Annotated in this window: 22 protein-coding genes; 7 read left to right on the top strand and 15 right to left on the bottom strand. The window is 70.7% G+C overall.

Annotated elements, in window-relative coordinates:
- Positions 1 to 6: 6 nt before the first annotated feature.
- Both ACHMXA_RS01320 and ACHMXA_RS01315 read right to left on the bottom strand, forming a co-directional pair.
- A complete protein-coding gene (locus ACHMXA_RS01320; protein ID WP_395317851.1) occupies positions 7 to 678 on the bottom strand; it encodes a hypothetical protein in 672 nt (223 codons plus the stop codon).
- The gene (locus ACHMXA_RS01315) at positions 675 to 926 is read right to left on the bottom strand and encodes a hypothetical protein (protein WP_395317849.1); all 252 of its coding nucleotides are present in this window, start codon (positions 924 to 926) and stop codon (positions 675 to 677) included. Before ACHMXA_RS01315 ends, ACHMXA_RS01320 begins: the two co-directional genes overlap by 4 nt.
- 77 nt (positions 927 to 1,003) lie before the next feature.
- Between ACHMXA_RS01315 and ACHMXA_RS01310 the strand changes: the two genes are divergently transcribed.
- The gene (locus ACHMXA_RS01310) at positions 1,004 to 1,258 is read left to right on the top strand and encodes a hypothetical protein (protein ID WP_395317847.1); all 255 of its coding nucleotides are present in this window, start codon (positions 1,004 to 1,006) and stop codon (positions 1,256 to 1,258) included.
- A gap of 300 nt (positions 1,259 to 1,558) precedes the next feature.
- Here ACHMXA_RS01310 and ACHMXA_RS01305 read toward each other — a convergent pair whose 3' ends face one another.
- Genes ACHMXA_RS01305 through ACHMXA_RS01290 form a run of 4 tightly spaced genes read right to left on the bottom strand, consistent with a single transcriptional unit; the run spans position 1,559 to position 5,574 of the window.
- Positions 1,559 to 2,056, bottom strand: a complete 498-nt coding sequence (locus ACHMXA_RS01305; protein ID WP_395317845.1) for a hypothetical protein — start codon at positions 2,054 to 2,056, stop codon at positions 1,559 to 1,561.
- On the bottom strand, positions 2,053 to 2,685 hold the full coding sequence (locus ACHMXA_RS01300; RefSeq protein WP_176665071.1) for a hypothetical protein: 633 nt from the start codon (positions 2,683 to 2,685) through the stop codon (positions 2,053 to 2,055). Before ACHMXA_RS01300 ends, ACHMXA_RS01305 begins: the two co-directional genes overlap by 4 nt.
- Entirely contained in the window at positions 2,685 to 3,290 is a 606-nt protein-coding gene (locus ACHMXA_RS01295) for a hypothetical protein (RefSeq protein ID WP_256098990.1), read from the bottom strand. The genes ACHMXA_RS01300 and ACHMXA_RS01295 overlap by 1 nt, the downstream gene beginning before the upstream one ends.
- Positions 3,291 to 3,345: 55 nt before the next feature.
- A complete protein-coding gene (locus tag ACHMXA_RS01290) occupies positions 3,346 to 5,574 on the bottom strand; it encodes an SdrD B-like domain-containing protein (RefSeq protein WP_395317843.1) in 2,229 nt (742 codons plus the stop codon).
- Positions 5,575 to 5,924: 350 nt separating this feature from the next.
- On the opposite strand from ACHMXA_RS01290, the gene htpG reads away from it, so the two are divergent.
- The 4 genes from htpG (at position 5,925) to ACHMXA_RS01270 (ending at position 11,606) form a co-directional block, all read left to right on the top strand.
- Positions 5,925 to 7,961, top strand: a complete 2,037-nt coding sequence (gene htpG / locus ACHMXA_RS01285; protein WP_395317841.1) for a molecular chaperone HtpG — start codon at positions 5,925 to 5,927, stop codon at positions 7,959 to 7,961.
- Entirely contained in the window at positions 7,958 to 8,650 is a 693-nt protein-coding gene (locus tag ACHMXA_RS01280) for a hypothetical protein (RefSeq protein ID WP_395317840.1), read from the top strand. The genes htpG and ACHMXA_RS01280 overlap by 4 nt, the downstream gene beginning before the upstream one ends.
- Before the next feature lie 120 nt (positions 8,651 to 8,770).
- Complete coding sequence (locus ACHMXA_RS01275) at positions 8,771 to 9,757, top strand: Bug family tripartite tricarboxylate transporter substrate binding protein (RefSeq protein ID WP_395317838.1); 987 nt, start codon at positions 8,771 to 8,773, stop codon at positions 9,755 to 9,757.
- Between the two features lie 163 nt (positions 9,758 to 9,920).
- Positions 9,921 to 11,606: a hypothetical protein gene (locus ACHMXA_RS01270; RefSeq protein ID WP_395317836.1), complete on the top strand. Its 1,686-nt coding sequence runs from the start codon at positions 9,921 to 9,923 to the stop codon at positions 11,604 to 11,606.
- A gap of 12 nt (positions 11,607 to 11,618) precedes the next feature.
- Here the strand turns inward: ACHMXA_RS01270 and ACHMXA_RS01265 are convergent, their stop codons facing one another.
- From ACHMXA_RS01265 to ACHMXA_RS01250, 4 genes are read right to left on the bottom strand one after another with little or no spacing between them, the layout of a single operon-like run.
- On the bottom strand, positions 11,619 to 12,740 hold the full coding sequence (locus ACHMXA_RS01265) for a hypothetical protein (RefSeq protein ID WP_395317834.1): 1,122 nt from the start codon (positions 12,738 to 12,740) through the stop codon (positions 11,619 to 11,621).
- 3 nt (positions 12,741 to 12,743) lie between these two features.
- Entirely contained in the window at positions 12,744 to 13,514 is a 771-nt protein-coding gene (locus ACHMXA_RS01260; RefSeq protein WP_395317832.1) for a hypothetical protein, read from the bottom strand.
- Positions 13,504 to 14,514, bottom strand: a complete 1,011-nt coding sequence (locus ACHMXA_RS01255) for a hypothetical protein (RefSeq protein ID WP_395317830.1) — start codon at positions 14,512 to 14,514, stop codon at positions 13,504 to 13,506. Before ACHMXA_RS01255 ends, ACHMXA_RS01260 begins: the two co-directional genes overlap by 11 nt.
- Before the next feature lie 45 nt (positions 14,515 to 14,559).
- Entirely contained in the window at positions 14,560 to 15,588 is a 1,029-nt protein-coding gene (locus ACHMXA_RS01250) for a glycosyltransferase (protein ID WP_395317828.1), read from the bottom strand.
- 96 nt (positions 15,589 to 15,684) lie between these two features.
- Between ACHMXA_RS01250 and ACHMXA_RS01245 the strand changes: the two genes are divergently transcribed.
- Positions 15,685 to 17,031 carry a UDP-glucose dehydrogenase family protein gene (locus tag ACHMXA_RS01245; RefSeq protein ID WP_395317826.1) on the top strand — a complete coding sequence of 449 codons (1,347 nt, stop codon included), beginning with the start codon at positions 15,685 to 15,687 and terminating at the stop codon, positions 17,029 to 17,031.
- Here the strand turns inward: ACHMXA_RS01245 and ACHMXA_RS01240 are convergent.
- The 3 genes from ACHMXA_RS01240 to ACHMXA_RS01230 all read right to left on the bottom strand — a co-directional run bounded on the left by ACHMXA_RS01240 (position 16,931) and on the right by ACHMXA_RS01230 (position 21,153).
- Positions 16,931 to 18,157: a CaiB/BaiF CoA transferase family protein gene (locus tag ACHMXA_RS01240; RefSeq protein WP_395317824.1), complete on the bottom strand. Its 1,227-nt coding sequence runs from the start codon at positions 18,155 to 18,157 to the stop codon at positions 16,931 to 16,933. The two genes, ACHMXA_RS01245 and ACHMXA_RS01240, sit on opposite strands and share 101 nt — an antisense overlap.
- A gap of 288 nt (positions 18,158 to 18,445) precedes the next feature.
- Positions 18,446 to 19,423 (bottom strand): Bug family tripartite tricarboxylate transporter substrate binding protein, encoded by a 978-nt coding sequence (locus ACHMXA_RS01235; RefSeq protein ID WP_395317822.1) that lies wholly within the window; start codon positions 19,421 to 19,423, stop codon positions 18,446 to 18,448.
- 35 nt (positions 19,424 to 19,458) lie between these two features.
- Positions 19,459 to 21,153 (bottom strand): acyl-CoA dehydrogenase family protein, encoded by a 1,695-nt coding sequence (locus ACHMXA_RS01230; RefSeq protein ID WP_395317820.1) that lies wholly within the window; start codon positions 21,151 to 21,153, stop codon positions 19,459 to 19,461.
- Between the two features lie 100 nt (positions 21,154 to 21,253).
- Here ACHMXA_RS01230 and ACHMXA_RS01225 point away from each other — a divergent pair, with 100 nt between their 5' ends.
- Positions 21,254 to 22,159, top strand: coding sequence for a LysR family transcriptional regulator (locus ACHMXA_RS01225; protein WP_395317818.1), 906 nt, complete (start codon positions 21,254 to 21,256; stop codon positions 22,157 to 22,159).
- Between the two features lie 10 nt (positions 22,160 to 22,169).
- On the opposite strand, the gene ACHMXA_RS01220 is transcribed toward ACHMXA_RS01225, so the two are convergent.
- On the bottom strand, positions 22,170 to 23,141 hold the full coding sequence (locus tag ACHMXA_RS01220; protein WP_395317816.1) for a serine/threonine protein kinase: 972 nt from the start codon (positions 23,139 to 23,141) through the stop codon (positions 22,170 to 22,172).
- Positions 23,142 to 23,241: 100 nt separating this feature from the next.
- A complete protein-coding gene (locus ACHMXA_RS01215) occupies positions 23,242 to 24,357 on the bottom strand; it encodes a DUF2855 family protein (RefSeq protein ID WP_395317814.1) in 1,116 nt (371 codons plus the stop codon).
- Between the last annotated feature and the right edge of the window lie 34 nt (positions 24,358 to 24,391).

The following is a 24,391-nucleotide window of genomic DNA, read 5'->3' as shown; positions in this document are numbered from 1 at the left end:
GCCGCTTCAGGGCGAACTGGCGGTGAAGGTGACCTGGCCGGTGTAGGTGCCCGCGGTGCGGCTGGCCAGGTTGGCGTAGGAGAAGGTCCAGGTCGCGGTGCGCTGGGTGACGAGGTTGGCGAAGGCCGTGCCCGCGACGTTCACCGCCGTGCCGGTGCCCGTGTTCGGGATCTGCGGCGCGGGCAGGTTGGCGTCGCTGCTGGCGATGGTGATCTCCGACAGCGGGATCGTGTTGGCGCCGCTCGCCAGCGGCGTCGTGGCCGTCGCCCGCAGCGTGATCTGCCCTCCGTTGCTGCGCACCTCGACGGGCAGCGCGTTGTTGCTGGGCGTGACGCTGAAGCCCGGCGCCGCGCCGCTCCAGTTCACCGGCGTGTTGTTGCCGGCGACCGGCGTGGTCGGGCCGCCCGGGATCGACGGCGTCAGCACGAAGCTCACCGTGCTCGTGGTGCCGCCGGGCGTGGGCCAGGCGCCGTCGCCGATGCGGAAGAAGATGAACTTGTCGATGGCGATCGTGAAGTCCAGGTTGACGCCGGTGCTCAGCGGCACCGAGGCGCTGGGGCCGGCGGTGCTGGACGCAGCCTGGGCGATGCCCGTGCCCAGCACGCCGGCGACTGCGCCGGTAAGTGCGCCAGCAAGTGCGAAGCTGCACGAAGCGTGCGAGGCCATGGGGAGTTTCATTTCAGCTCCACGTCCACCTTGAAGCTGCCCTTGTCCCAGTCGAGCCTGCCGCTGGCCTTGACCGGATAGACGGGCTGCGGCGCCGGCTGGCCGTTCTCGGCCTTGGGCACCAGCGCCAGCGTGCGCGTCTGGCCCGGCAGGATCGGCGTGCCCTCGGGCACCAGCTCGAACGCGCGGCCCTTGCTGTCGGTGGCGTCCAGGCTGCCTTCGAGCCGGCCGTGCGCGTCGCCGGTGTTGGCCACGGTCACGACCGCGCGGCGCGCGCGCGCCGGCTTCTCCGCTGGCGATCTGCCTGATCTCGAGCCTGGGCTCGGCGCCGTCGAGCATGACGTACACGGCCACCGCGATGCGGCCCGTGACCGGCAGGCTCAGGCTGGCGCCGCCGTTGCGGATGACGGTCTGCTGCGCCGGCTCCGTGCCCTCGATGGCGATCATGAAGCGGCACTCGCCGCGCGGCGCGTCGGCCGGCGGCTCCACCTGGAAGCGGAACGAGCGCTTGCTGCGCGCCGGCACCGAGAGGCTGCGCCGCTCCAGCACCACCCACGGCCTGCAGCTGCCGGGCAGCAGCTCGTCGTGGTAGCCGATGTTGCCCTCGGCCGAGTAGCTCCAGTCGATGGTGCGCATCGAGACCTCGGTGGCGGTCGATGCCAGGTTGTGGATGTCGAGCGACTGCCCCAGGCGCGCGCCGGGCTTGCCCGAGAGCTCGAAGCGCGACGGCGTGACGGCCAGCTCGAAGGGCGCGGCCCTTGCCATGCCGGCGGCCGCGAGCAGCGCAAGGCAGAAGGACGCGAGGGCACCCGTGGAACCGGCTTCGCCGGGCCACAGGGTGCGTCCCCTCCCGAAGGAGAGGGGGAAGGCGCGAAGCGACTCAGGGGGTGTCTCATGGCAATGTCTCGATCTCGAAGAACGACTCGAAGCTCAACGCCGAGCCTGCGGGCATGCGCAGCTCGCGCGGATCGATGCGCAGCGTGAGCTCGAAAGTCTCGTTCATCCACGGAGCCTGGACCACGCCGTTCCACACCTGCACACGGTCGCCGGGCCGGCCGCTGCCGCTCGCGAATGCGCCGCTGCCGCGCCACTGCACCAGCATTCCCGCCGGGGAGCGCAGGCCCGCGACGCTGGCGGGAATCACGTAGAAGATGCGCGCGCGCCGGCCCATGTGGGGCGTCATGGCCAGGCGGTACTCGATGCGCCCGAGGGGGAGCACGACCACGTGGCCGTCCATCGCCTGCGCATTGCTGAAATCGCTGCGCAGGTGCGCGCGCGGCGAGGCCGAGTCGTCGAGCCGGGCGACCATCGCCCATGCGGGAGCCGCCAGCACCGCGCCGCACAGCAGCGCGGCGGCGGCGGTCGCTCGGCGAAGGCGCGGCGGCTTCATTCCATCGACGCCGTGAATCGCACGGTGCCCTTGTAGTTGCCGCCCGGGTAGACGACGTCGTTGTCGTAGCTGAACTGCAGCCGCGTGGCCGTCACGTTGCGCGACAGGTAGGTCCAGGTGCCGACGCCCAGCACGCAGGGCAGGCCGAGCGGACCGACGCAGAAGGTGGCGTTCGCGTCGTAGCTCGCGATCGACTGGTTGGCGGTGGTGTCGAAGCGGCCGTTCTGGATGTCGCCCGAGGCCGCGCTGCTGTTGTTCGTGGCCACCCAGCTGATCTTGCTGAAGGGAATGGCCGTGGTGCCGCAGCCGCCCGACTGGCAGGTCAGCGCAACGGACGAATCCACGCGCAGCGTCACCGGCCGCGCCACGGTGGTGTTGGCCACCGGGCGCACCGGCATCACCCACACGTCGATGGCCGGCGTGCCGGCCACGGCCGTGGGGGTCAGCCCCGCGTTGGCGCCGGTGACGCTGAAAGCCACCGTGTCGACGGTCGCGCCGGCCGAGCCGACGCGAAGCGTCAGGCTGTAGGTGCTGCCGGTGTCGGTGACCGTGGTGATGACGGCGCGCGCGGACGTGGCGGCGAGCAGGGCCGCCGCGAGCGCCATCGCCGTCGCCGCACGCCCAGGCATCAGATGCCCTGGGCCGTGTACGTGATGGTGTTCGTGTAGGTGCCCGCCACCCAGCCCGCGGGCGTGCCGCCGAGCGTGTAGGCCCAGGTGCCCGAGGCGACCGCGTTCGAGGGGAACGAGGTCGAGGCGCAGGCGCCGAGGTTGGCCCCGGGGTGCGGCAGCGTGCCCGTGGTCGCGACGGTGAAGTCCGCGTTCGCCGGCCCGCCGGCGGCGGGCGCCCAGGTGCCCATGGCGCAGTTGATGGTGCCGGCGCCCGCGTTGGTCCAGGCGTACACGTTGAGCGTGTTCGTGGTCGAGGCGGGCGTGACGGTGGGAGCCGCGCCGTTCCAGTCCACGTTGGTGTTGTTGCCCGTGACCGGCGTGGTGGGCACGGGCGGAATGCTGAGGGTGGAGGCCCAGGTCACGGTGTCGATGGTGGTGTTGGTCGAGCCCACGCGCAGCAGGATCAGCTTGGGCACCGTCACACTCAGGTTCACCTTGGCCTGGGCGGTGATGGTGCCCGTGCCGGAGCCGTACTGGCTTTCGGCCGGGGCCTGCCCGCCGGCCAGCGCGAGGACTGCCAGCGAAAGCATCTGCATGCTGCGCACGAGGGGTGTTCGGATCATGGGAACTCCTTCTGGTTGGATGCGGCGGGGTGGAAAAAAGGAAGGTCGGTGCGGCTCATTCGCCCACCTTGACGACGGGTATCTCCGCGCTGGCCCGGCCACGCAGCGGAACGTTCACGCTCACCCCGGTCTCGCCGGCCGCGCCCCAGGGCAGCGGCACGCTTTCGAGCGTGAGCGTCAGCTGGTGGCGGCCGGTGGTCACCAGCGGGAATTCGAAGCGGCCGTCGCGGTCGGTGGTGGCGCGGTAGCGGCCGTCGAGCAGCACCTCGACGCCGGCCACGCCGCCTTCGCCCGACTGCTGCTCGCCGTCGCGGTTGGCGTCGTAGAACACCCGGCCCGACACGCTGCCGCCGCCCGCGCCTTCGCCGCGCGCGCCCGCCGGGCGGAAAGCGGTGCCGGCGCTGCCTTCCCATCGCAGGTAGACGTAGGCGGCCTTCTCGTTGCTGCGATAGAGGTTGGGAGACGAATACGAGGTCGGCAGCAGCGACGCGCGCGCCTGGTTGAAGTTGGCCATGAAGCCCACGCGCCAGCCCATGCCCAGCTCCTTCTCGGCCGTGAGCGAGCCCGACAGGCCGCGGCTGGTGTAGAGGCCGCCGCTTTGCGAGGTGTAGCGCAGGTTGCCGCCGACGTGGAAGCCATCGTCGATCCAGTAGCGCAACTGCAGGCCCGCCGTCGGGTAGCTGCGGGAGGTGCCGCCGCTGCGGTCGCGCGCGTAGCCGACGGTGGTGGTGAGCTCGGGGCGCATGGTCTCGCGGCGCCCGCCGATCCAGTCCTGCTCCCACTGCAGCTCCTGGCCGGTGGCCGCGGAGTCGCCGAGCACGATCAGTTCGTTGCGGCGCACCGTCAGCGAGAAGCGGCTGCGCGGCCAGTCGAACAAGCGGGTCTGCCAGAAGGCGCTGCCGTAGAGGCTGCGGCCGTCGCCGCTGCCGCCCGCGATGCTCCCGTCGGGGAGCCCGTCGTAGCGCGTGCGGTAGACGCTCAGGCTGCCGCCCACGGAGTTGTCGCGGTCGAACAGGTACTGGAAGTTGCCGCTCGCGCCGAAGCGGCGGTAGCCCGCGAGGTTGAAGTTCACGTCCCGCCGGGAGCGCTCGTAGTCCAGGCCGACGCCCCAGCTCAGGCGGCTGGTGTTGCGGTCCACCCGCCAGTACGCGCCGCGCGTGCCGGTCGCCAGCGCGTAGTCGCCGAAATACAGGTTGGGCCGCGCGGTGTAGGCACCGAACTCGTGGCGGTACAGGCCCGTGCGCGCGCTCGCTTCGATGAACAGGCCCCGCGAATCGCCGGTGGGCACGCCGGGCGTGGACGAGCTCACGCGGCTGCCCACCAGCGTGGCGCGGGCCTTGAAGTCGCCGTCGCGCACCACCTCGCGGCCCCAGCCCACCGAGCCCGCCCAGCTGGCGACGTCCTTGCTGCCGTAGCCCCGGGCCGTGAGCGGGTCGTAGTAGTAGGCGGGCACGTTGCGCGCCCGGTCGAACTGGAACGACGCGAACCACGGGTCGCCCAGGCGCAGCGTGGCGCCGAGCCAGCCGAGCGTGCCCTGGCTCTTCTCGAAGCCGGGGTACGGTCCGCCGGTCAGGTTGCCGCGCTGGCCGAAGCCGCCGCGCAGGTCGAAGTCGTTGCCGTAGACGCGCATGGACGCGCCGCGCACCGTGGTCGAGCCCAGCGAGAGCCTGTAGTTGCGCGCCAGGCCGCCGGTGAGCTCGCTCTGGATGTCGCCCACGGCGGTGTCGGCGAAGGTCTGCGTGGTCAGCGGAAAGCCGAGGTTGCGCAGCGTGAAGCGGCCGCTGGTGGCTTCGCGCGCATAGCCCAGCGAGCCGATGCCCAGGCCGCTAGCGCTGTTGTCGCCGCCCAGGTGGCGGCCGTCGGCCTGCAGCACGAATTCGCCGTAGTTGAGGGTTTCGCGGCGGTATTCGAAACGCTGGCCGAACTCGGTCGCGCGCTGGCGGCCGTAGCCGGTGGTGGTGGCGTCGCCGAAGCCGATGCGGCTTTCCACCAGCCAGGCCCGGTAGCCCTGCGGCTGCTCGGACTCGGGCGTCGCGTCGGCCGCGGGGGTGTCCGTGTCGGACGTCATGAAGCGGTCTTCGTAGGCCTTGGGCGCGGAATCGGCGAGCGCCTTCAGCCGCGCCTGCTCGGCCTGCGCGCGGTCGAGGGTTTCGATGCGCGCGTCAGCCACGACGTGGGCGGCCGGGGCCGTCGCCTGCGGTTTCTGCTGGGGCTGCGCCTGGGCCGGCGCGCAGGACAGCCATGCGAGGGCCGTCGTGCACTCGAGCCATGCAAGGGCGGCCACCGGGCGCCTTGCGGCTCCGGGGGGGCCGGAAACGGCCCGTGGCGACGTGCAAGTCATCAGACGTCATCCCTGTCTCGTTCCCCGGGGCTGGACCCCTGTTCTCTGTCACTTCTTGGCAGTCGTCAGGATATTTCAGAACTGTTAACAAGAGTCAATTTTTCCGGGCTCGGAGGGTTTTCCCCAGCGAAGCGCATGGGCGCCGGGTCTTCAGGAATGCCAAAAATGGAACGTTGAGCTTCATTTGCCCTTGATGAAGACAAAAGACAACCCAATTGAGGATGTTGGTGCGCGGGCGCTTTCCGGCGCCGCGCCCGACTTAGAATTTTTCGGCTTTCGACATTTCTCTATCCATGGCTGATTCCTCCAAAACCAAACTCCCGTTCCAGGCTGAAGTCGCGCAACTGCTGCATCTCGTCACGCATGCGCTGTACTCCAACAAGGAAATCTTCCTGCGCGAGCTGATCTCGAATGCATCGGACGCCTGCGACAAGCTGCGCTTCGAGGCCCTCGACCATCCCGAGCTCTACGAAGGCCAGTCCGACCTCGACGTGCGCCTGAGCTTCGACAAGGCCGCGCGCACCATCACCATCACCGACAAGGGCATCGGCCTGTCGCGCCAGGAGGCGATCGACAACCTCGGCACCATCGCCAAGAGCGGCACCAAGGACTTCATGAGCAAGTTGAGCGGCGACCAGAAGGCCGACGCTCAGCTCATCGGCCAGTTCGGCGTGGGCTTCTACTCGGGCTTCATCGTGGCCGACAAGATCACCGTCGAGTCGCGCCGCGCGGGCCTGCCGGCCGACCAGGGCGTGCGCTGGACCAGCGGCGGCGCCGGCGACTTCGAGGTGGCCGACATCACCCGCCCCGAGCGCGGCACCAGCATCACGCTGCACCTGCGTGAGGATGCCGACGAATACCTCAACGCCTGGAAGCTCAAGCAGATCGTCGGCAAGTACTCCGACCACATCTCCCTGCCCATCCTCATGGAGAAGGAAGAGTGGAAGGACGGCGAGAACGACCAGCCCGGCGACATGGTGAAGACCGGCGAATGGGAAACCGTCAACAAGGCCAACGCCCTGTGGAGCCGCCCCAAGAAGGACATCACCCCCGAGCAGTACGAGGAGTTCTACAAGAGCATCAGCCACGACTACGAGGCCCCGCTCGCCTGGAGCCACAACCGCGTGGAAGGCAGCACCGAGTACACGCAGCTGCTGTACATCCCGGCCAAGGCGCCCTTCGACCTGTGGAACCGCGACAAGAGCGCGGGTGTGAAGCTCTACGTCAAGCGCGTCTTCATCATGGACGACGCCGACGCGCTGATGCCCAGCTACCTGCGCTTCGTCAAGGGCGTGATCGACTCGGCCGACCTGCCGCTGAACGTGAGCCGCGAGCTGCTGCAGGAAAGCCGCGACGTGAAGGCGATCCGCGAAGGCAGCACCAAGCGCGTGCTCGGCATGCTGGAAGACCTGGCGAAGAAGCAGAAGACCGCGCCGGAAAGCGGCGAGGGCAGGATCGACGTGGGTTCGGGCGAATCGGTGCCGGCCCCCGAGCCGACCGAAGGCGTGACGGACGTGGTCGACAAGAACGCGCCCACCGCTGCGGAAACCGCCGCTGCCGCCGCCGACGAATCGGGCAAGTACGCCAAGTTCTACGCCGAGTTCGGCGCGGTGCTCAAGGAAGGCCTGGGCGAGGACTTCGGCAACCGCGACCGCATCGCCAAGCTGCTGCGCTACGCCTCCACCACCACCGACTCGGTGAGCGTGAGCTTCGCGGACTACAAGGCCCGCATGAAGGAAGGCCAGGACGCCATCTACTACATCACGGCCGACACGCTCGCCGCCGCCAAGAACAGCCCGCAGCTCGAAGTCTTCAAGAAGAAGGGCATCGAGGTGCTGCTCATGACCGACCGCGTCGACGAGTGGGCGCTGAACTACCTCAACGAGTTCGACGGCACGCCGCTGCAGAGCGTGGCCAAGGGCGCGGTCGACCTCGGCAAGCTGCAGGACGAGGCCGAGAAGAAGGCCGCCGAAGAGGCCGCCGAGTCGTTCAAACCCATGCTCGAGAAGCTCAAGACGGCCCTCAAGGACAAGGCCGAGGACGTGCGCGTGACCACGCGCCTGGTCGACTCGCCCGCCTGCCTCGTGGTGCAGGACGGCGGCATGAGCACGCAGCTCGCGCGCATGCTCAAGCAGGCCGGCCAGCCCGCGCCCGACCTGAAGCCGGTGCTCGAAGTGAACGCCGAGCATCCGCTGGTGAAGAAGCTCGAGGGCTCCTCGCACTTCGACGACCTGGCCAACATCCTGTTCGACCAGGCGCTGCTGGCCGAAGGCGGCCTGCCGGCGGACCCGGCGGCCTACGTGAGGCGCGTCAACGCGCTGCTGGTGTGAAAGGCCGGCCGCGCGTCATACGGGCAGCGGCCGTCGTTCCGGCGGCGGCGCTGTTGCTCCTGGCGGGCGGCTGTTCCCACTACCACGTCGGCATTCCGCTGGTGCCCGGGCTCTCGCTGGGGCTCGGCGCCACCAAGGACGGCAACTTCTCCGTGGGCCTGAACACCGGCTTCGGCCCGCTCGGCGCGGGCGTGGCCGTGAACAACGGCGGGCAGGTGTCGGGCTCGGCCGGCGTGGGTGTCGGCGTGGGGCCGGTGCGCACGGGCGTGAGCAAGGGGGCCGTGCTCTACGACCCCAACGCCGCGCCCGCGGCTCCAGCGGCACCGGCTACGGCAGCCGTAGCGCCCGCCGCAGGCGGCGCGGTGGCTTCTGCCGCGCCTGCGGCTTCCCCCGGGACGGCCGCCGCGCCGGCTCCGGTGCAGTACTACTCGACGCCCGCAGCCCCTTTCACGCCCGTGGGCCCCGTTCCCCCGCCCGCTCCGGTGGCCGCGGCATCCGCCAGCGCAGCGCCGGCGGCGACCGTCAGGCGGGCGCCCCTGGTCAAGATCACCCGGCCGCCGCCCGAGCCCACGGCGCCCGCTGCTCCCGCGGTGAACGTCACCTACCGCCCGCCCGCCGCGGCCGCGACGGCCGCCGCCGCGCTTTCGGCCCGTGACACCGGCACGCCGGGCAATCCCGTCGCGCCGTGACGCGGCTCCTGATGCGGCCCCTGGTGCGTCCCTGATGCGCCCATAGGCGTGCCCCTCACGCGGACACGCGGCCCGGCCTAACATGGCGGCCGGTATCTCCCCCGGAGACAGTCGCCCGTGATGACCCGCCGATCGCTCCTGCTGAAACTCGCCGCCATGGCCGCCCTCGCGGCCGGGGGAGTCCATCGCGCGGCGAAGGCGCAGGTGGCATACCCCGCCAAGGCCATCCGCTGGATCGTGCCGTACGCGGCGGGAGCCGGGGCGGACATCGTCGCGCGCACCATCTCCGCCCAGCTCGCCATCGACGCGGGGCAGTCCGTCGTCATCGAGAACCGCGCCGGCGGCAACACCGCGCTCGGCGCCATGGAAGCCGCGCGCGCCCCGGCCGACGGCTACACGGTGCTGTCGGCCGACAGCGGCACGCTGGTGTTCAACCCGGCGCTCTACCGCAACCTCAGCTACGACCCCTCGCGCGACTTCGCGCCCGTCACCCTGCTCGGCCGGCTGCCGATGGTGCTGCTGGTCGGCCCGGCCAGCGGCGTGAAGGACGCGCGGGCCTTCATCGACGACGCGCGCGCCTTCCCCGGCAAGGTCAGCTACGCCTCGGCCGGCACGGGCAGCCCGCAGCACCTGGCGATGGAACTGCTCGAACGCGAGGCCCGCCTCGAGATGGTCCACGTGCCCTACCGCAGCGCCGCGCCCGCGGTGGCCGACGTGGCCGGCGGACAGGTGCCGGTGATGATGTGCGACCTGGCCGCCTCGCGCCGCTTCATCCAGAGCGGCAGGCTGCGGCCGCTGGCGGTGGCGAACCCCTCGCGCCTCGCGCAGCTGCCGCGCGTTCCCACCTTCGCCGAGATCGGCCTGCCGCGCGTCGAGGCCGCCGCGCTCATGGGCCTGGTGGTGCCCGCCAACACGCCGGGCGAGATCGTCTCGCGGCTGCAGCAGTCGGTGGCCAGCGCCATCCACAACCCGGCCGTGCTGCGCCGGCTCGCCGAGTACGGCGTGGAGCCCGGGGGCGACGCGCCCGCGCAGTTCGCGGCGCTGCTGCGGGGCGAATCGGCGCGGTGGCATCCGCTGATCCGTGATCTGAATCTTTCGCTGGACTGAAGGCCGGCGGGGAGCCGCGCGCTTTACGGCAACTTTGCGAAAGCCGGGGCCCTTGCTCACGCCGGGCTAAGAGTGGCTGCCTAGATTGGCGCATCGCACGCACAAGAAAGGTCGGCGGGGCGGCTCGCGGCAGCGCAGGAGAGAGCCGCCTCCCGAGGCCACCATGACTCGCCGGTTCCACAATGTCGTCTTCGCCGACGACTTCTTCCGCTCGCCCGCCAACGGGCTCCAGTACCACGTCGCCAACCGGCGCTTCCTGCGCGGCTTCTTCGACTCCGCCCTGGGCCGGCTGGGGCTACCGTCGAGCGAGGCCTCGCCGCTGTCCGAAGGCGGACGCATCGACGTCGCACGGCTCATGGACCGGCTGGAGTTGCCCTGCACGCCCGCGGGCTGGGCGCGCGCCTGCATCGCCGACCTGCACGCGTTCGCCGGGCGCGACGGCATGCCGGCCTTCGGCCCCGGGTGCCTGGTGATCGGCTGGGGCCTCACGCCGGCGCAGCAGCACTGCATCGACCGCTCGGGCGCCAGCTACCTCGACATCGAGATCGACCCGCGCCGCTTCACGGAGCACCTGCATTTCTGCGCGCGCACCAACGACCCCGCCGTCGAGGTCGCGCTGCTCGCGCGCCGCGTGGACGAAGAGCTCTTCTGGAACCACGCGAGCGCGCTCAAGGGCCGCTTCGCGCGCCACGGCGCGGCCTCGCTGTTCGACCCGAGGCTGCGCGTGGGCCTCTTCTTCGGCCAGAGCCTGGTCGACCTGTCGCTCGTCAGCGGCGGCCGCACCATGCATCCGGCCAGCGTGATCGCGCCGCTGCGCGAGCTGGCGCAGGGCGTCGACCTGCTGGTCGTCAAGCCGCACCCTTACGAAAGCGCGCTGCACGACCTCGCGCCCATTGCGCGCGCCATTCCCAACGTGGCGTGGACCAGCGAGAACAGCTATGCGCTGCTGTCGGCGGCCAACGTGCACTTCGCCGCCAGCCTGTCGTCGAGCGTGCTCACCGAGGCGCGCTACTTCCGCAAGCCCGCGCACGCGCTGATCCGCGCCGACCGCAACGCGCCGGAGCAATTGCCCAGGACCTGTTCGGGCTGGATACCGGTCGGTGCCGAGCTGGGCTCGATGGATTTCATGGCCGAGGCCTGCGGCCTGGCTGATGAGCGAAGCGGCGGGGCGGCTCGCAGCTTCCCGGCCTGGCCCGCTGCCGCGATCGACCGCGCCTTCCTCACGCGCTGGGGCCTCGACGACCAGACCCGGGGCCTGGCCGAAATGGCCGAACTGCAACTGGAGCGCCCCTACCTCTTCCACCCCGGCAGCCCCGCGATGAGCTGGCTGAGCCACGGCTGGGCTGGCTTCGACGGCGAGGGCGCGCGCAGCGTGGGCGAGCTGGCCTGCCTCGTGGTGCCGCTGCCGGCGCTGTCGGCGCGATCGCTGCCGCTGTCGCAGATGCAGCCGCATCGCGTCGAGGTGCGCATCGACTACCGCAGCAATGCCAAGGCCACCAGCGTGCACGTGATGCTCGACGGCGCGGTGCTGCCCGGCCAGCGCGTCACCGGCGCGCGGCGGCGCAGCCTCGTGTTCGAGGTGGAGCCGGCCGCCGGGCGCAAGTGCCTGGTGCTCCAGTTCGTCGTGGCCGACACCGCGCGCGGACCCGGCAAGCGCCGCAAGGCGGCGCGGCCGGGCTTCACGCTCAGGAAGCTGCAGGTGTCGCTGCGCATGGGCCGGGGCCTGATCTCAGCGCCGCCGAAGGCCGCCGCACCGGCGCGGTGGTCGGAGATTTCACCGGTGCGCGCGATGGCGCGGCTCTTCCGCGCGGTGATCGATTCGGCGCGCGGCTCGGCCGGCAGTCACTGAGGCAGCGGCGCGTTACGGGCCGCGCGCGGCCTCCGCCAGCCCCGACAGCAATACGGTCCAGTGCCGAAGCCGCTCCATGGCGGCCTGCCGCCCTTCGGACGCATTCGCCTCGCCATCCGGCAGGTCGAGCAGATCGCCCGCCGCGGCGGCCACGGCCCGTGCGAACTTCGGCGCGTCGCCGCGCCACACCACCACGCGGTGCGCCAGCCCGAGCTGCGCCGCGCGGCCTGCGTTGATCGCCTGCTCGGGCTGGTCGGTGAGCAGCAGCAGGATCGGCTTGCGGTAGACCGCCGCGATCGACAGCGCCGCCATGCCTGGCGCCGAGACGATGAAGGCGCTGCGCGCCGCCGCCTCGATCCAGTGTTCGTCCCGCGCATGCCAGTGCGCCCGGTGCGCGTAGCCTTCGCCGACCAGGTGCGCGGGCACGCCGGCGTCGGCAAGGCCCTGTTCCAGCCCGTCGGCCAGCGCCGGCTCCTGGAAATGCGGATTGAGATACACGGCCGCCATCTGCCGCGCCTCATCGCCGTGCCCTGCCGCGTCCACCACCGCCACCGGCGTGGCCAACCGATGGCGGCCGCGTCCGTCGTGTTGCGGCTCGCCGTAGGCGAAGTCGTGCTCGATGCGCGCGAGGCTGCGGTCGATCTGCCAGGCCACGATGCGGCCGAACACCCGGGCGACGAAGCCCGGCATGCGCCCGCTGAAGTTGGTCTCCAGCGCATGCCGCAGGCTCGCGCCGTACACGTGCACCACCTTGCGCCGCCAGAACGGCAGCCAGCCCATCAGCAGCAGCGCGGGGTGGAAGGAGTCGTTCACCGCCAGGTCGGCGTCGCGCAAGTGCGCGCGCAGCTTCCACACGTCGCGCAGCATGCGTTCGGGCCTGAACATGTACTGCGCCACGTTGCGGTCGGTCTCGCGGCGCAGCATGTTCTGCTGCGCGTCGAACTGCACCGCGTAGTGGCGCGAGAGCACCGGCGCCTCGATGCCGAAGCCGGCGAGGAAGCGCGCGCCTTCGTCGGAGGTGGTGAGCACGCGCACCTGCGCGCCGGCCTCGCGCAGCGCATGCGTGAGCAGTTGCGCGCGCATCAGGTGGCCGCGCGCGTCCGCGGTCGCGAGGTAGAGGATGCGCGGCGGCATCGCTCAGGCGTGGTGCCGCACCGGCGGTGCCGAGCCGGGCCGCAGGCGCAGCGCCATGCCGGCCAGCCACATGCCGAGCGCGCCGGTCACGCCGAAGCCGCGCTCGGTGTCGCGCACCTCGCGCATCAGCTGCGCCAGCCGCGCCTCTTCATGCGGCGCCACGCAGCGCTGCAGCGTGCGGGTGCACAGGCGGATGTGGCGGTCCTCGTCGGCCATCACGCGCGACAGCAGCGGATGCAGCGCGTGCTGCGGGCCGATCAGCGCGCAGTGGCGCTGCAGGATGCGCGAGGCCATCTGCTCGGCCGCGAGGCCGATGGCGTAGGCCGGCACCAGCCCGCCGTGCGCGAAGTGCGGCGCGTGGCGGCGGATCAGCGCCTGCCAGCGCGCGAGCTTGCGGCGGCTGAACCAGTCGGGCCGGGGAGCCTCCTCCGGCGATGCGGCCGCCTGCGCGCTGCCGCCGCGCTCGACGATGGCCTGCGCGAAGAGGCGCGCATGCAGCTGCTCGTCGGCCAGGTGCTGGTCGAGCTGGCGCGCGAGCCACTCGGGCGGCGCGATGCGCAGCTCGCGCTGCAGCGCCTGCTCCGACGATTCCTCGCCCACGAGGTAGAAGCGCAGCAGCAGCATCTCGCCCGCATTGCTCGCATGCAGCTGGCGCAGCGCGGCGCGCTTGACGTGGTGCACCAGCCAGGCCTGCAGCGCGGGCCAGCCGCGCAGACGCGGCGGCGAGAGGCAGTCGAAGCCGGCCGAAGCGCCGGCTGGCGAGTCAGCGGGCATCCGTCTTGGTCTTCACCGGCGAGTGCTGCTGCTGCCAGCCCAGCACCAGGCCGATGAAGCTGTCCTGCAGGAAGGCGCGCGCGGACGCGTCGGCGCCCGCGAACTCGCGCTGCTGGCCGTCGTAGCGCACGTAGCCCTTGCCGCTCGCGGCGCCGAGCACCAGCTTCTCGTTCTTGCGGAAGCCGCGCTGCAACAGCGGCTGCAGCAGCGACTGCGATTCGAGCCCGTACAGGAACAGGTCGCGCTGCACCACCTGGCGCGGGATCTGGCCGCTCAGCGCCTGCAGCTCCAGCGTCCAGTTGCCCTGCTGCATGGCCTCGGCCAGGTCGCGGCCCTTGGCGCCGGGCGCGCGGAAACGCGCGCGCGCCACCGACTTCGAGGCGCCGCTCAGGCCCAGGCCGATGGTGATGTCGGCGTCCTTCGCGCCATCGGCGCGGTTGTCTTCCACCTGCACGAACACGTTGGCCAGGCGCGCCGTCAGCGAGGGTCGGGCCAGCGCGTCGACGATCTGGTCGGCGGTGAGCAGCACGTGGTCGGTGGTCGACTCGCTCACCACCACGATCTGGTAGGGGTCGATGCGGATGTCGCTGAACTCGCCGCCGATGGGCGTGTGCGCATGGCTGCTGACCGACCATTCGTTGCCCGAGCGGCTCAGCAGCGCGTGGAAGGTCAGCGGCACGCGCTGGCCGCCGCGCGCCTGTCCGGAGCCCTGCAGCAGCACGTCGCCGACGATGGTCTTCCCGGCGTAGCTGCGGGTGTTGACGAAGCGGATGGTGTACGCGCCGATGTCGAGCGCGGCGCGGGTGTCCGGGTCGTCGAGCGCGAGGCGGTTGCAGTCGTTGCCCTTGCCCGCGAGCGCGGCGAACGGGCAGCCGGCGTCGGACCTGAAGTTGAAGACGCCGCGGCCGGCGAAGTCTGCCGCGCCGGCCAGCGTGAAGGCGCCCGCGAGCGCGATGCCGAGCGCCAGCCGGCGGGCGGAAAACGAAGAGGGGAGGGACATGGTTCCTGTCTTTTTTGTTGTTCTGGAGATGAGGTGAAGCGCCGTTCAGGGGCGGTGGTACGACAGCGCCTGCGCATCGGCGTTGGTGTGGCCCGTGGTGTGCCAGCCGATGCCGCGCGCGAACGCGCCCAGCATGTCGACGGCCGAAAAGCCCAGGATCAACGCCACGCCTGCGAGCCAGCGCAGCCCGCGCAGCGGCGGGAGGTCTTGATGGTTCAGCGCCTTCATGCTGAAGCCCAGCCGCGTGAACAGCACCGCCAGCGGCCCGATCGGGCCGCTCTTCGCGAGCCACTGCCAGCGCGGCGACACGTAGCTGCGCAGCAGGTGCGGCGTGAGCGAGTAGGTGTCCTGCCCGCGCATCCAGCGCAGCTTGAGCGCCTCGGCGCGCGTGTCGGGCAGGCGGTGCTCAGTGTGGGCCGCGGCCGCGTAGTGGATGGGCACGCCCGCCGCCTTCAGCCGCATGCCGAGCACCTGGCAGTGCGCGCGGTAGACGCCGTCGAGCGCCTGGTAGCTGTGCTGCTCGAACACCTCGCGGCGGAAGGCCACGTTGTTCGCGTAGAAGTTGCTCGTGGCGCCGGCGTGGTCGGCATTGGGGAAGTACATGAAGTCGATGGTGGTGAGCGCGGTGCCCACCACGTTGGCCGCGTAGCTGGTGCGCCCGGCCACCACGGCGGGCGCGTCGGCTCCCCTGGTGAAGGGCAGGAGCATCTGCAGCAGCCAGTCGTCGTCGGGCAGGCAGTCGGCGTCGGCGAACACCACGTGCGTGCAGCGCTGCGCGTCGGTGGCCGCGAAGCCGGCGTTCTTGGCGTCGTAGTAGCCGGTGCTCGCGTCGATGCGCACGAAGTCGACCGGGCGGCCCGCGAGCGCGCTCACGGCCTCGCAGGTGGCAGGGCTCAATCCGTCGTGCGTGATGACCACCTGCGCGAGCGCGGCGAGCGGCAGCTTCTGCCTGGCCAGCAGCGCGACCAGGCGCTGCAGGCTGGCACCCGCCCTGGCCTCGGCATCGGCGCCGCCGCGCAGGTTGTTGGTCTCCAGGACCAGCGCGCAATGCGAGGCAACTTGATCGGGCATCATCGAATTTTCCTGTCCGGACATCGTTTTGAAGGCTTGCATCCTGCTTTTATCGCACAACCGCGCCCGCCACCAGTGCCGCACGCCATGGGGCCGCCCATGAAAGTGACCATCTTCGGCGCGGGCTACGTGGGCCTGAGCTTCGCCGCCTGCCTGGCCGAGGCCGGCCACGAGGTGCTGTGCGCGGACGCCGACATGGCGCGCATCGAGGGGCTGCAGCGCGGTCGGATGCCGCTGCACGAGCCGGGGCTGGAGGCGCTGGTGGCCTCGGGCATCGCCGCCGGCAGCCTGCAATTCACGGCCGATGAGCGCGCGGCCTGCGAGTACGGCGATCTGCTCTTCATCGTGGTGAACACGCCGGCCGATGCGCAGGGGCGGGTCGACCTGCGGCACGTGATCGCGGTGGCCGCCGCCATCGGACGGCATCGCGGCCGCGACGCGCTGGTGGTCTGCAAGTCGACCGCTCCCGTGGGCACGGCCGCGCAGGTCGAAGCCGTGCTGGGCGGCGAGCTCGCGCAGCGCGGCACGCGGCACCGCATTGCCGTGGCGGTGAACCCCGAGTTCCTGCGCGAAGGCTCGGCCGTGCGCGATTGCCGCCAGCCCGACCGCGTGGTGATCGGCAGCGAGGACCCGTGGGCCATCGACTTGCTGACCCGGCTCTACGCGCCTTTCATCCAGGACCCGCAGCAGCAGCTGCTCGTGATGGACCGCCGCTCGGCCGAGCTCACCAAGTACGCAGCCAACGCGATGCTCGCCACCCGCATCAGCTTCATGAACGAGATGGCCCGCGTGGCCGAGCAGGCGGGCGCCGACATCGAGGCGGTGCGTCGCGGCATAGGTGCCGACAGGCGCATCGGCCCCGACTTCCTGCAGGCCGGCGCGGGCTATGGCGGCTCCTGCCTCGCGAAGGATGTGCGGGCGCTGGTGCATGCCGCCGAACGCAACGGCCATGCGCTGCGCATCCTCCCGGCGGTGGCCGTCACCAACCACGAGCAGAAGGGCCGGCTGTTCGAGCTGATGTCGCGGCATTTCGGCGGCACGCTGGCGGGCCGGACCATCGCCGTGTGGGGCCTGGCCTTCAAGGCCGACACCGACGACATGCGCGACGCGCCCAGCCTCGTGTTGCTGGAACGCCTGTGGGCCGCCGGGGCGCGCGTGCGGGCCTACGACCCGGCGGCGATGTCGAATGCGCGCAGCCTCGTCGGCGAACGCGACGACGTGCACTGGTGCAGCACCGCTCAGGAAGCGCTGCGCGGTGCCGATGCGCTGGCCGTGGTCACCGAGTGGGCGGAGTTCCGCCAGCCGGGCTTCGCGCTCATCGCGAAGGAGCTGAACGTGCCGCCCGTCATTTTCGACGGGCGCAATCTCTACGACGACGCGAAAGCCGAGTCGGCCGGCATCGCGTACTACGGCATCGGCCGGGGGCGGTCGTCATTGCTGCGTTGAATCTTCCGGGGGCAGGAACGCATCCCCCCGGCGTGAGCGGCGCGTGCCGGTAGCTCGCCGGCGTGCGGCTGAGCTTCACCGGCGCGCCGATGCCGCGGTAGCCACCGGGCATCTCCACCACCATCTCGCGGTGCAGCGTGTGCGGATGCTGCAGGGCGGCGTCCACCGGCAGCACGGGCGCGGCGGGTACGCCGGCGGCCATCAATTGATCGACCAGCGCGCGGCCGTCGAATGCCGCCATCGCCGCCTCGAGCCGCTGCTTGAGCTGCGCGCGATTCACCGAGCGCGCGCCGGCCGTGCGGAAGAGCGGATCGTCCGCGAGTTCGGGCAGGCCGATGCAGCGGCACATGCTCGCGAACTGCCGGTCGTTGCCCACGGCGACGAACACCGGGTCGGTGCCGGTAGCGAGCGCGTCGTAGGGATAGATGTTCGGATGCGCGTTGCCGGTGCGGCGCGGCTCGGTGCCGTCCATGAACCAGTTGGCGGCGTGCGGATGCAGCAGCGAGAGGCCGCTGTCGTAGAGCGCCGCCTCCACGAACTGGCCGCGGCCGCTGCGGTTGCGTTCCTGCAGCGCGAGCAGCACGCCGATCACCGCGTTGAGGCCGGTCACCATGTCGACCACCGGCAAGCCGACGCGCAGCGGGCCGCCGTCGGCCTTGCCGTTGATGCTCATGATGCCGGTCATGGCCTGCACGGCGGCGTCGTAGCCCGGCAGCCCACCCAGCGGGCCGTCGGCGCCGAAGCCCGACACGCGGCACCACACCAGGCGCGGGAAGCGCTTCGACAGTTCCTCGTAGCCGATGCCCCAGCGCTCCATGGTGCCGGTCTTGAAGTTCTCGATCAGCACGTCGGCTTCGGCCACCAGCGCGAGCAGCGCCTCGCGGCCTTCTTCCGTCGAGAAGTCCAGGTGCTGTACGCGCTTGTTGCGGTTGAGTCCGTGGTAGTAAGAAGCCACACCTTCCCTGAAGGGAGGGCCCCAGGTGCGCGTGTCGTCGCCCTGCGGCGGCTCGACCTTGAGCACGTCGGCACCGTGGTCGCCGAGGATCTGGCCGCAGTAGGGGCCGCCGAGGATGCGGGAGATGTCGAGGACGCGGATGCCTGCGAGGGCGCCTTGGGCTTGTGTCATTTCTTGTTCCTGTGTTTTGCTTTTCAGGGCGCGTGCACAGGCCGCCGGGTACTCCCCTCCGCGAATGTCCCCCGGCCTTCGGCCTCCTCCTTTATTTCGCTGCGGGGAGTACCCGACGCCCTGTGCACGATGGGCTCTCTGCTCGCGCGGGGCGCATGAGCGCTGCGTCCATCGATCACGACGATGGGGTGCCTTGCGCAGCGAAATAAAGGAGGAGGCCGAAGGCCGGGGGACATTCGCGGAGCAAGGTACCCCGTCGGCGTGATCACGCCCCGAACGACTGAAGCATCAATCGAGCTGCGCCCCCGACTTCTTCACGACGTCCTTCCACTTCACCGACTCACCCGCGATGAACTGCCCGAGCTTCTGCGGCGAAGTGTCGGCAGGCACTTCGAGACCCTGGGCCGCGAACATCTGCTTCACCTTGGGCGAATTCAGCACCTCCGTGAACGCATGGTTGAGCTTGTTCACGCGATCCGCTGGCGTGCCGGCCGGCGCGACGATGCCGAAGAACACGCTCACGTCGTAGCCCTTGTAGCCCTGCTCGGAAATCGTCGGCACGTCGGGCAGCGCCTGCGAGCGCGCGACGGTGGCCACGCCCAGCGCGCGCAGCTTGCCGGTCTTGACGTAGGGCAGCGCGGTGAGGATGTCGGTGAAGGTCATGCTGACCTGGTTGCCCAGCAGGTCGTTGAGCGCGGGGCCGGTGCCCTTGTAGGGGATGTGCTGCAGGTCGGTGCCCGCCACCGAATTGAAGAGCACGCCCGCGAGGTGCGACGAGGCGCCGTTACCCGACGAGGCATAGCTGAGCTTGCCCGGGTTGGCCTTGGCGTAGGCCACCAGCTCCTGCACGTTCTTCACCGGCAGCGACGGGTTCACCACCAGGATGTTGGGCAGGTAGCCGACCTGGATCACCGGCGCGAAGCTCTTCACCGGGTCGTAGTTGATCTTGCGGTACAGGCTCGAATTGATGGCCAGCGGGCCCGAGGTGCCGAACAGCAGCGTGTGGCCGTCGGCCTCGGCGCGCGCCACGTACTCGGCGCCGATGTTGCCGCCGGCGCCCGCGCGGTTCTCCACGATCATGGGCTGGCCGAGGCGGTCCTTCATCTCGGCGGCGAGGGTGCGCGCCATGGCGTCGGTGGGGCCGCCGGGCGGGAAGGGCACGACCAGCATCAGGGGCTTGGAGGGAAAGGCGTCGGCCGCTTGCGCGGCGGGCATGGCCGTCATCAGCGTGGCGCAGGCGGCCAGCAGGAAGGTGAAGCGTTTCAAGGGATGTCTCCGATTCTTCGAATGAAAGAGAAAGCTCAGACGAGCACGGCCGTGGGCGAAACGGCTGTCGCGTTCCAGTCCGCCGGCATCGCGTCGGGCGAGAGCGGATCGCGCGGCAGCACACGGTGCAGCAGCACCAGTTGCGCCCAGCGCATGCGCGCCGCCGAGCCGCCGCGCGAGGCCTCCCAGGCCATCGCGATGGCGCTTGAGCAGTGGTAGAGGGCGGAGGCGGCCTGGCGCGCGAGCACGTCGCCGCCTTCGCGCGCGGCCGTTTCGGTGAGCGCGGCAGCGCGGTCGAGTGCATTGCGCAACGACTTTTCGAAGCCGGGGGCGAGCGCTGCGTCATCGAGCAGCTTCGCGCAATGCGCGCGCAGCACCGGCAGCGAGCCTTCGCGCTTCACCGCGCGGATCACGTCCAGCGCCACGATGTTGCTCGTGCCTTCCCAGATCGAGCCCAGGTGCGCGTCGCGCACGAGGCGCGCGTCGCTCCATTCCTCGATGTAGCCGCAGCCGCCGCGCACTTCCATCGCATCGCCCGTGACCTTACGCGCATCGCGGCAGGCGCGGAACTTGATGAGCGGTGTGAGGATGCGCAGCAGCGCGTACGCATCGGGCTCGCCCGCGTCGGAGCGCGCGAGCGCCAGCGCCGTCTGGCACACCATGGTGCGGGCCTGTTCGGAGGGCAGGCGCAGCTTGTCGAGCTGGCGCTGCATCAGCGGCATCTGCTCCAGCGTGCGGCCGAAGGCGCGGCGCTCGGATGCGATGAACTCGGCCTCGGCCACCGCGCGGCGCATCAGGCCGGCGGCGCGCACGCCGTTCGACAGGCGGGAGTTGTTGACCATGTCGGCCATCTGCACGAAGCCGCGGCCTTCCTCGCCCACCAGCCAGGCGGTGGCGCCTTCGAGGCGGATTTCGCCGCTGGCCATCGAGCGCGTGCCGAGCTTGTCCTTCAGCCGGATGATGCGGTAGCTGTTGAGGCTGCCGTCGTCGAGCCGGCGCGGCAGCAGGAAGAGCGACACGCCCTTCATGCCCTGCGGGCCGTCGTCGGCGCGTGCGAGCACCATCGCGAAGTCGGCGTCGGGGTTCGAACAGAACCACTTGTCGCCCGTGAGGCGCCAGCTGCCGTCCGATTCGCGGCGGGCCCGCGTGGCGGTGGCGGCGATGTCGGAGCCGGCGGCTTGTTCGGTCATGAACATCGCGCCCTGGGCGAGTTCGTCGAAGTCCAGCGAGGTGAGGCGCGGCAGGTATTTGGCGACCAGCTCCGGGCTGCCGAACTTCTTCAGCGTGCGCGTGAGCGAGTCGGTCATCGACACCGGGCAGCACAGGCCGAACTCCGCCTGCACGAACAGGTAGGTCAGCACGTACTTGACCAGCGGCGGCATCCTGCCCTTCCAGCCCAGCGTGTCGTCGCGGTGCGAGATGGCGGCCAGGCCGAACTCGGCGAGCGCGAGGCGCTCCATCTCCACGTAGGCGGGGTGCTTGACGATCGTCTGCTCGTCGAGGCCGGTGCGCGTGCGCTGCTTCAGCACGGGCGGGTTGCGGTCGGCGGTGCCGGCCAGCTCGTCGATCAGGCAGCCCGCAAGGCCGCCCAGGCGCTCGAAGTGCGGCTGCATGTGGCGGCGCAGGTCTTCGGGCAGGTAGAGCGCGAGCAGGGCGTGCAGCTCGGCGTCGGTGGTGAACAGGTTCTGGCCGTGGCGATCGGGGATCGGATGGGCGTGCTCTGCGGACATGCGCGTTGTCTCCTGGGGTTCCTTGTTTGGCGCATTGTTGGAGCCGCGACGATCCGTGTCTAATATCGATTTGGTCTTGTTCGATTCGATCTGACTATCCATGGAACTGCGGCACCTGCGCTACTTTTCAGTGCTCGCCGAGGAGCTGCACTTCGGGCGCGCGGCGCGGCGGCTGTCGATCTCGCAGCCGCCGCTGTCGGTGGCGATACGCCAGCTCGAGGACAACGTGGGTGCGCGCCTCTTCGAGCGCAACAGCAAGGAGGTGCGGCTCACGCCTGCTGGCGAGGCGCTGCGGGTTTCGGCGCGCCGGCTGCTCCTGCAGGCCGAAGAGGCCGCCATCGAGGCGCGCGATGTGGCGCTGGGGTCGGCCGGGCGGCTGCGCATCGGCTTCGTCGGCGCGATGCTGTACCGCGGGCTGCCGCAGGCGCTGCGCGCCTTCCAGGCGAAGCATCCGGCGGTGCGCATCACGCTGAGCGAACTCAATTCGGGCATGCAGATCGCCGAGCTGATGAACGACCGGCTCGACCTGGGCTTCGCCCACACGCACCGCGTGCCGCCCGAGCTGCAGCACCGGCTGCTGCTGTCCGAACCCTTCGTGGCCTGCCTGCCCGCAGGCCATGCGCTGGCGCGCAAGCGGGTGCTGACGCCGGCCGACCTGCGCGAGCAGCCCTTCGTGCTGTTCTCGCGCGAGGTCTCGCCCGACTACCACGAGCGCATCCTGAGCATCTGCGCCGACGCGGGCTTCCTGCCCGAGGTGAGGCACGAGGTGCGCCACTGGCTGGCGGTGGTCTCATGGGTGTCGCAGGGACTGGGCGTGGCGCTGGTGCCGCAGGCGATGCGGCATTCGGCCCTGCGCGGTGCGGTGTTCAGGCCGCTCGACAGGGCGGTGGCGCAGTCGGAGGCCTACGGCATCTGGCGCAACGGGCCGGCCAACGTGCTGGTCGAGCGGCTGCTGGAGGGCGTGGCGGACAGCCTCCTTGCCGCCGCGCGGGAAGATCAGGCGTAGTCAGGCGTGATCATGCGTACAGCGGCTCTTCCGCCATCTGCTCGCACTGCTCCTCGAGCATGAGGATCTGCCCCTTCCAGTAGTCGCTGGAGCCGAACCACGGGAAGTTGATTGGGAAGATCGGGTCTTCCCAGCGCCGCGCCAGCCAGGCGCTGTAGTGGATGAGCCGCAGCGTGCGCAGCGGCTCGATCAGCGCCAGCTCGCGGCGGTCGAATTCGCGGAACTGCTCGTAGCCGTCGAGCAGGCCCGACAGCTGCGCGGTGCGCTGCGCGCGGTCGCCCGACAGCAGCATCCACAGGTCCTGCACCGCGAAGCCGGTGCGCGCGTCGTCAAGGTCGACGAAGTGCGGGCCGCCGCCGGGGCGGTCGGTGGGCGTCCAGAGGATGTTGCCGGGATGCACGTCGCCGTGCAGGCGCAGCTTGCGCGGCTGGAAGTCGGCCGAAGGCGGGCTGGCCGCCAGCGCCGTGGCGCCGATCATGTCCAGCGCCTCGTTGCAGGCCTTCTCCCAATCGCGCTGTACGTCGAGCGGGATCTTGTCGTTGGCGAGCAGCCAGTCGCGCGATGCGATGCCGAAGCTCTGCAGGTCGAGCGCGGGCCGGGCCTCGAAAGGCTTCGCGCTGCCCACCGTGTGGATGCGCGCCAGGAAGCGGCCCACCCATTCGAGCACCTCGAAGTCGTCGAGCTCGGGTGCGCGGCCGCCGCGGTAGGGGCTCACGCTGAAGGCGAAGCCGGCGTGGTGGTGAAGCGTCCTGCCGTCGAAGGCCAGGGGCGGCACGGCCGGCACCTCGGCGGCGGCCAGCTCGAGCGAGAAGCCGTGCTCCTCGAGTATCTCGGCCTCGCTCCAGCGGCCGGGGCGATAGAACTTGACCACCACCACGCTGCGGTCTTCCAGGTGAACCTGGTAGACCCGGTTCTCGTAGGAATTCAGGCCGGTGAGCCGGCCGTCGCCGTAAAGGCCGAGCGTCGCGAGCGCGTCGAGCACCACGTCTGGCGTGAGGCTCTCATAGGGATGTGTGTTCGCGGGCGCCGCGGAAGATTCGGGTCATGCGGCGATTGTCGTCGCCGCCGGGCCCCGGCCCGCTTCAGGACCTGACGGCCTGCCTGGAAAGGGAAAGGACGTGGCCGGTGCGCGGATCGCCCTTGCCCGCCAGCACCTGCGCGTAGGCCGCCTGCACGGCCTCGGCGCCGTCGTGATGCTCGGCGCGAAGCCAGGGCGCCTTCGTGTCGGTGACGGTGCCCATGAAGTCGTGCCAGGCCGCGACCATGCGTCGGCCGAATTCCTCCGGGCCCCATTCGGCGGTGCGCTTCTTGATCTGCGCCGGCGCGAAGAACAGCGTGGCGCGCGGGCCCGGGAGGCTCTTGCCTGCACCCTTGCTCGCGAGCTGCTCGACGTGCGTGCCGCCGATGGAGCTGCTGTACTTCAGGTTGGCGAAGTGCTCGTGGACGGCGCTGCGCAAATCGCCGTTGCCCGCGAAGTCGACGTACACGCAGGGCGTGTCGGCCGCGATGGAATCGAGCGCGTCGTAGGCCACCACGCGGTCGTAGCAGCCCAGGCTCTCGCAGAAGGCCACGTTGGCGGGCGAGGTCAGCCCGATCACCTCGATGCCCTCGCGCTTGTGCAGCTGGAAGGCGGTGCCATAGGCCGTCTTGCTCGATGCGCTCGACAGCAGCATGGTGTCGGCGCCGAAGAAATCGTTGTCGGCCATGAAGTCGTCGATCAGCCACGAGGTGATGAACAGCGGGCGCAGCAGCGCCTGGATGTCCTCGGTGCCGGCCGTGTAGAGCGGGTCGCTCGCGCAACGGAAGTACTGGTTGTAGACGGCGGGCAGTTCGACGCGGTGCGGTGCCATGTCGGTGAAGCGCTCGGGCGAGAGCCGCCCGGGGCTCAGCACCGCGCCCGAGGCCATCGGCCAGTAGCCGTACAGCCGCTCGCCCACCGGCACGCCCGGGTGCAGCGACTGCACCACGCTCGCGAAGCCCCACACGGGGATGCTGCCCCAGCCTTCCTCGCCGCTCGGGAAGAACTGCCAGTAGCTCATCGCGTCGCCGAATGCGGCATACGTGATGTTGTTGGAAGTGAGCGCGAAGCTGTCGATGCGCACGCGCACCTGCCCGTCGGCGAGCGCTTCGTCGGTGGCGGTGTGAAGGCGCGTGGTGGAAAGCTGGTCTTTGCGGATGAGGAGGCTGGTGGTGCTCATGAGCGTGGCTCCTGGCGGTTGTAAGGTTCGCCAA

The organism is Variovorax sp. UC74_104 (assembly GCF_044055375.1).
Taxonomy (GTDB): domain Bacteria; phylum Pseudomonadota; class Gammaproteobacteria; order Burkholderiales; family Burkholderiaceae_C; genus Variovorax.
This window is presented reverse-complemented; position numbering and strand designations above follow the sequence as displayed.

Excerpts from the sequence above, each read along its gene's own strand:
- ACHMXA_RS01320 (WP_395317851.1), bottom strand. The coding sequence starts at position 678 with ATGAAACTCCCCATGGCCTCGCACGCTTCGTGCAGCTTCGCACTTGCT.
- ACHMXA_RS01310 (WP_395317847.1), top strand. The coding sequence starts at position 1,004 with ATGACGTACACGGCCACCGCGATGCGGCCCGTGACCGGCAGGCTCAGG.
- ACHMXA_RS01305 (WP_395317845.1), bottom strand. The coding sequence starts at position 2,056 with ATGAAGCCGCCGCGCCTTCGCCGAGCGACCGCCGCCGCCGCGCTGCTG.
- ACHMXA_RS01300 (WP_176665071.1), bottom strand. The coding sequence starts at position 2,685 with ATGCCTGGGCGTGCGGCGACGGCGATGGCGCTCGCGGCGGCCCTGCTC.
- ACHMXA_RS01295 (WP_256098990.1), bottom strand. The coding sequence starts at position 3,290 with ATGATCCGAACACCCCTCGTGCGCAGCATGCAGATGCTTTCGCTGGCA.
- htpG (WP_395317841.1), top strand. The coding sequence starts at position 5,925 with ATGGCTGATTCCTCCAAAACCAAACTCCCGTTCCAGGCTGAAGTCGCG.
- ACHMXA_RS01275 (WP_395317838.1), top strand. The coding sequence starts at position 8,771 with ATGACCCGCCGATCGCTCCTGCTGAAACTCGCCGCCATGGCCGCCCTC.
- ACHMXA_RS01270 (WP_395317836.1), top strand. The coding sequence starts at position 9,921 with ATGACTCGCCGGTTCCACAATGTCGTCTTCGCCGACGACTTCTTCCGC.
- ACHMXA_RS01265 (WP_395317834.1), bottom strand. The coding sequence starts at position 12,740 with ATGCCGCCGCGCATCCTCTACCTCGCGACCGCGGACGCGCGCGGCCAC.
- ACHMXA_RS01260 (WP_395317832.1), bottom strand. The coding sequence starts at position 13,514 with ATGCCCGCTGACTCGCCAGCCGGCGCTTCGGCCGGCTTCGACTGCCTC.
- ACHMXA_RS01255 (WP_395317830.1), bottom strand. The coding sequence starts at position 14,514 with ATGTCCCTCCCCTCTTCGTTTTCCGCCCGCCGGCTGGCGCTCGGCATC.
- ACHMXA_RS01250 (WP_395317828.1), bottom strand. The coding sequence starts at position 15,588 with ATGATGCCCGATCAAGTTGCCTCGCATTGCGCGCTGGTCCTGGAGACC.
- ACHMXA_RS01245 (WP_395317826.1), top strand. The coding sequence starts at position 15,685 with ATGAAAGTGACCATCTTCGGCGCGGGCTACGTGGGCCTGAGCTTCGCC.
- ACHMXA_RS01240 (WP_395317824.1), bottom strand. The coding sequence starts at position 18,157 with ATGACACAAGCCCAAGGCGCCCTCGCAGGCATCCGCGTCCTCGACATC.
- ACHMXA_RS01230 (WP_395317820.1), bottom strand. The coding sequence starts at position 21,153 with ATGTCCGCAGAGCACGCCCATCCGATCCCCGATCGCCACGGCCAGAAC.
- ACHMXA_RS01225 (WP_395317818.1), top strand. The coding sequence starts at position 21,254 with ATGGAACTGCGGCACCTGCGCTACTTTTCAGTGCTCGCCGAGGAGCTG.
- ACHMXA_RS01215 (WP_395317814.1), bottom strand. The coding sequence starts at position 24,357 with ATGAGCACCACCAGCCTCCTCATCCGCAAAGACCAGCTTTCCACCACG.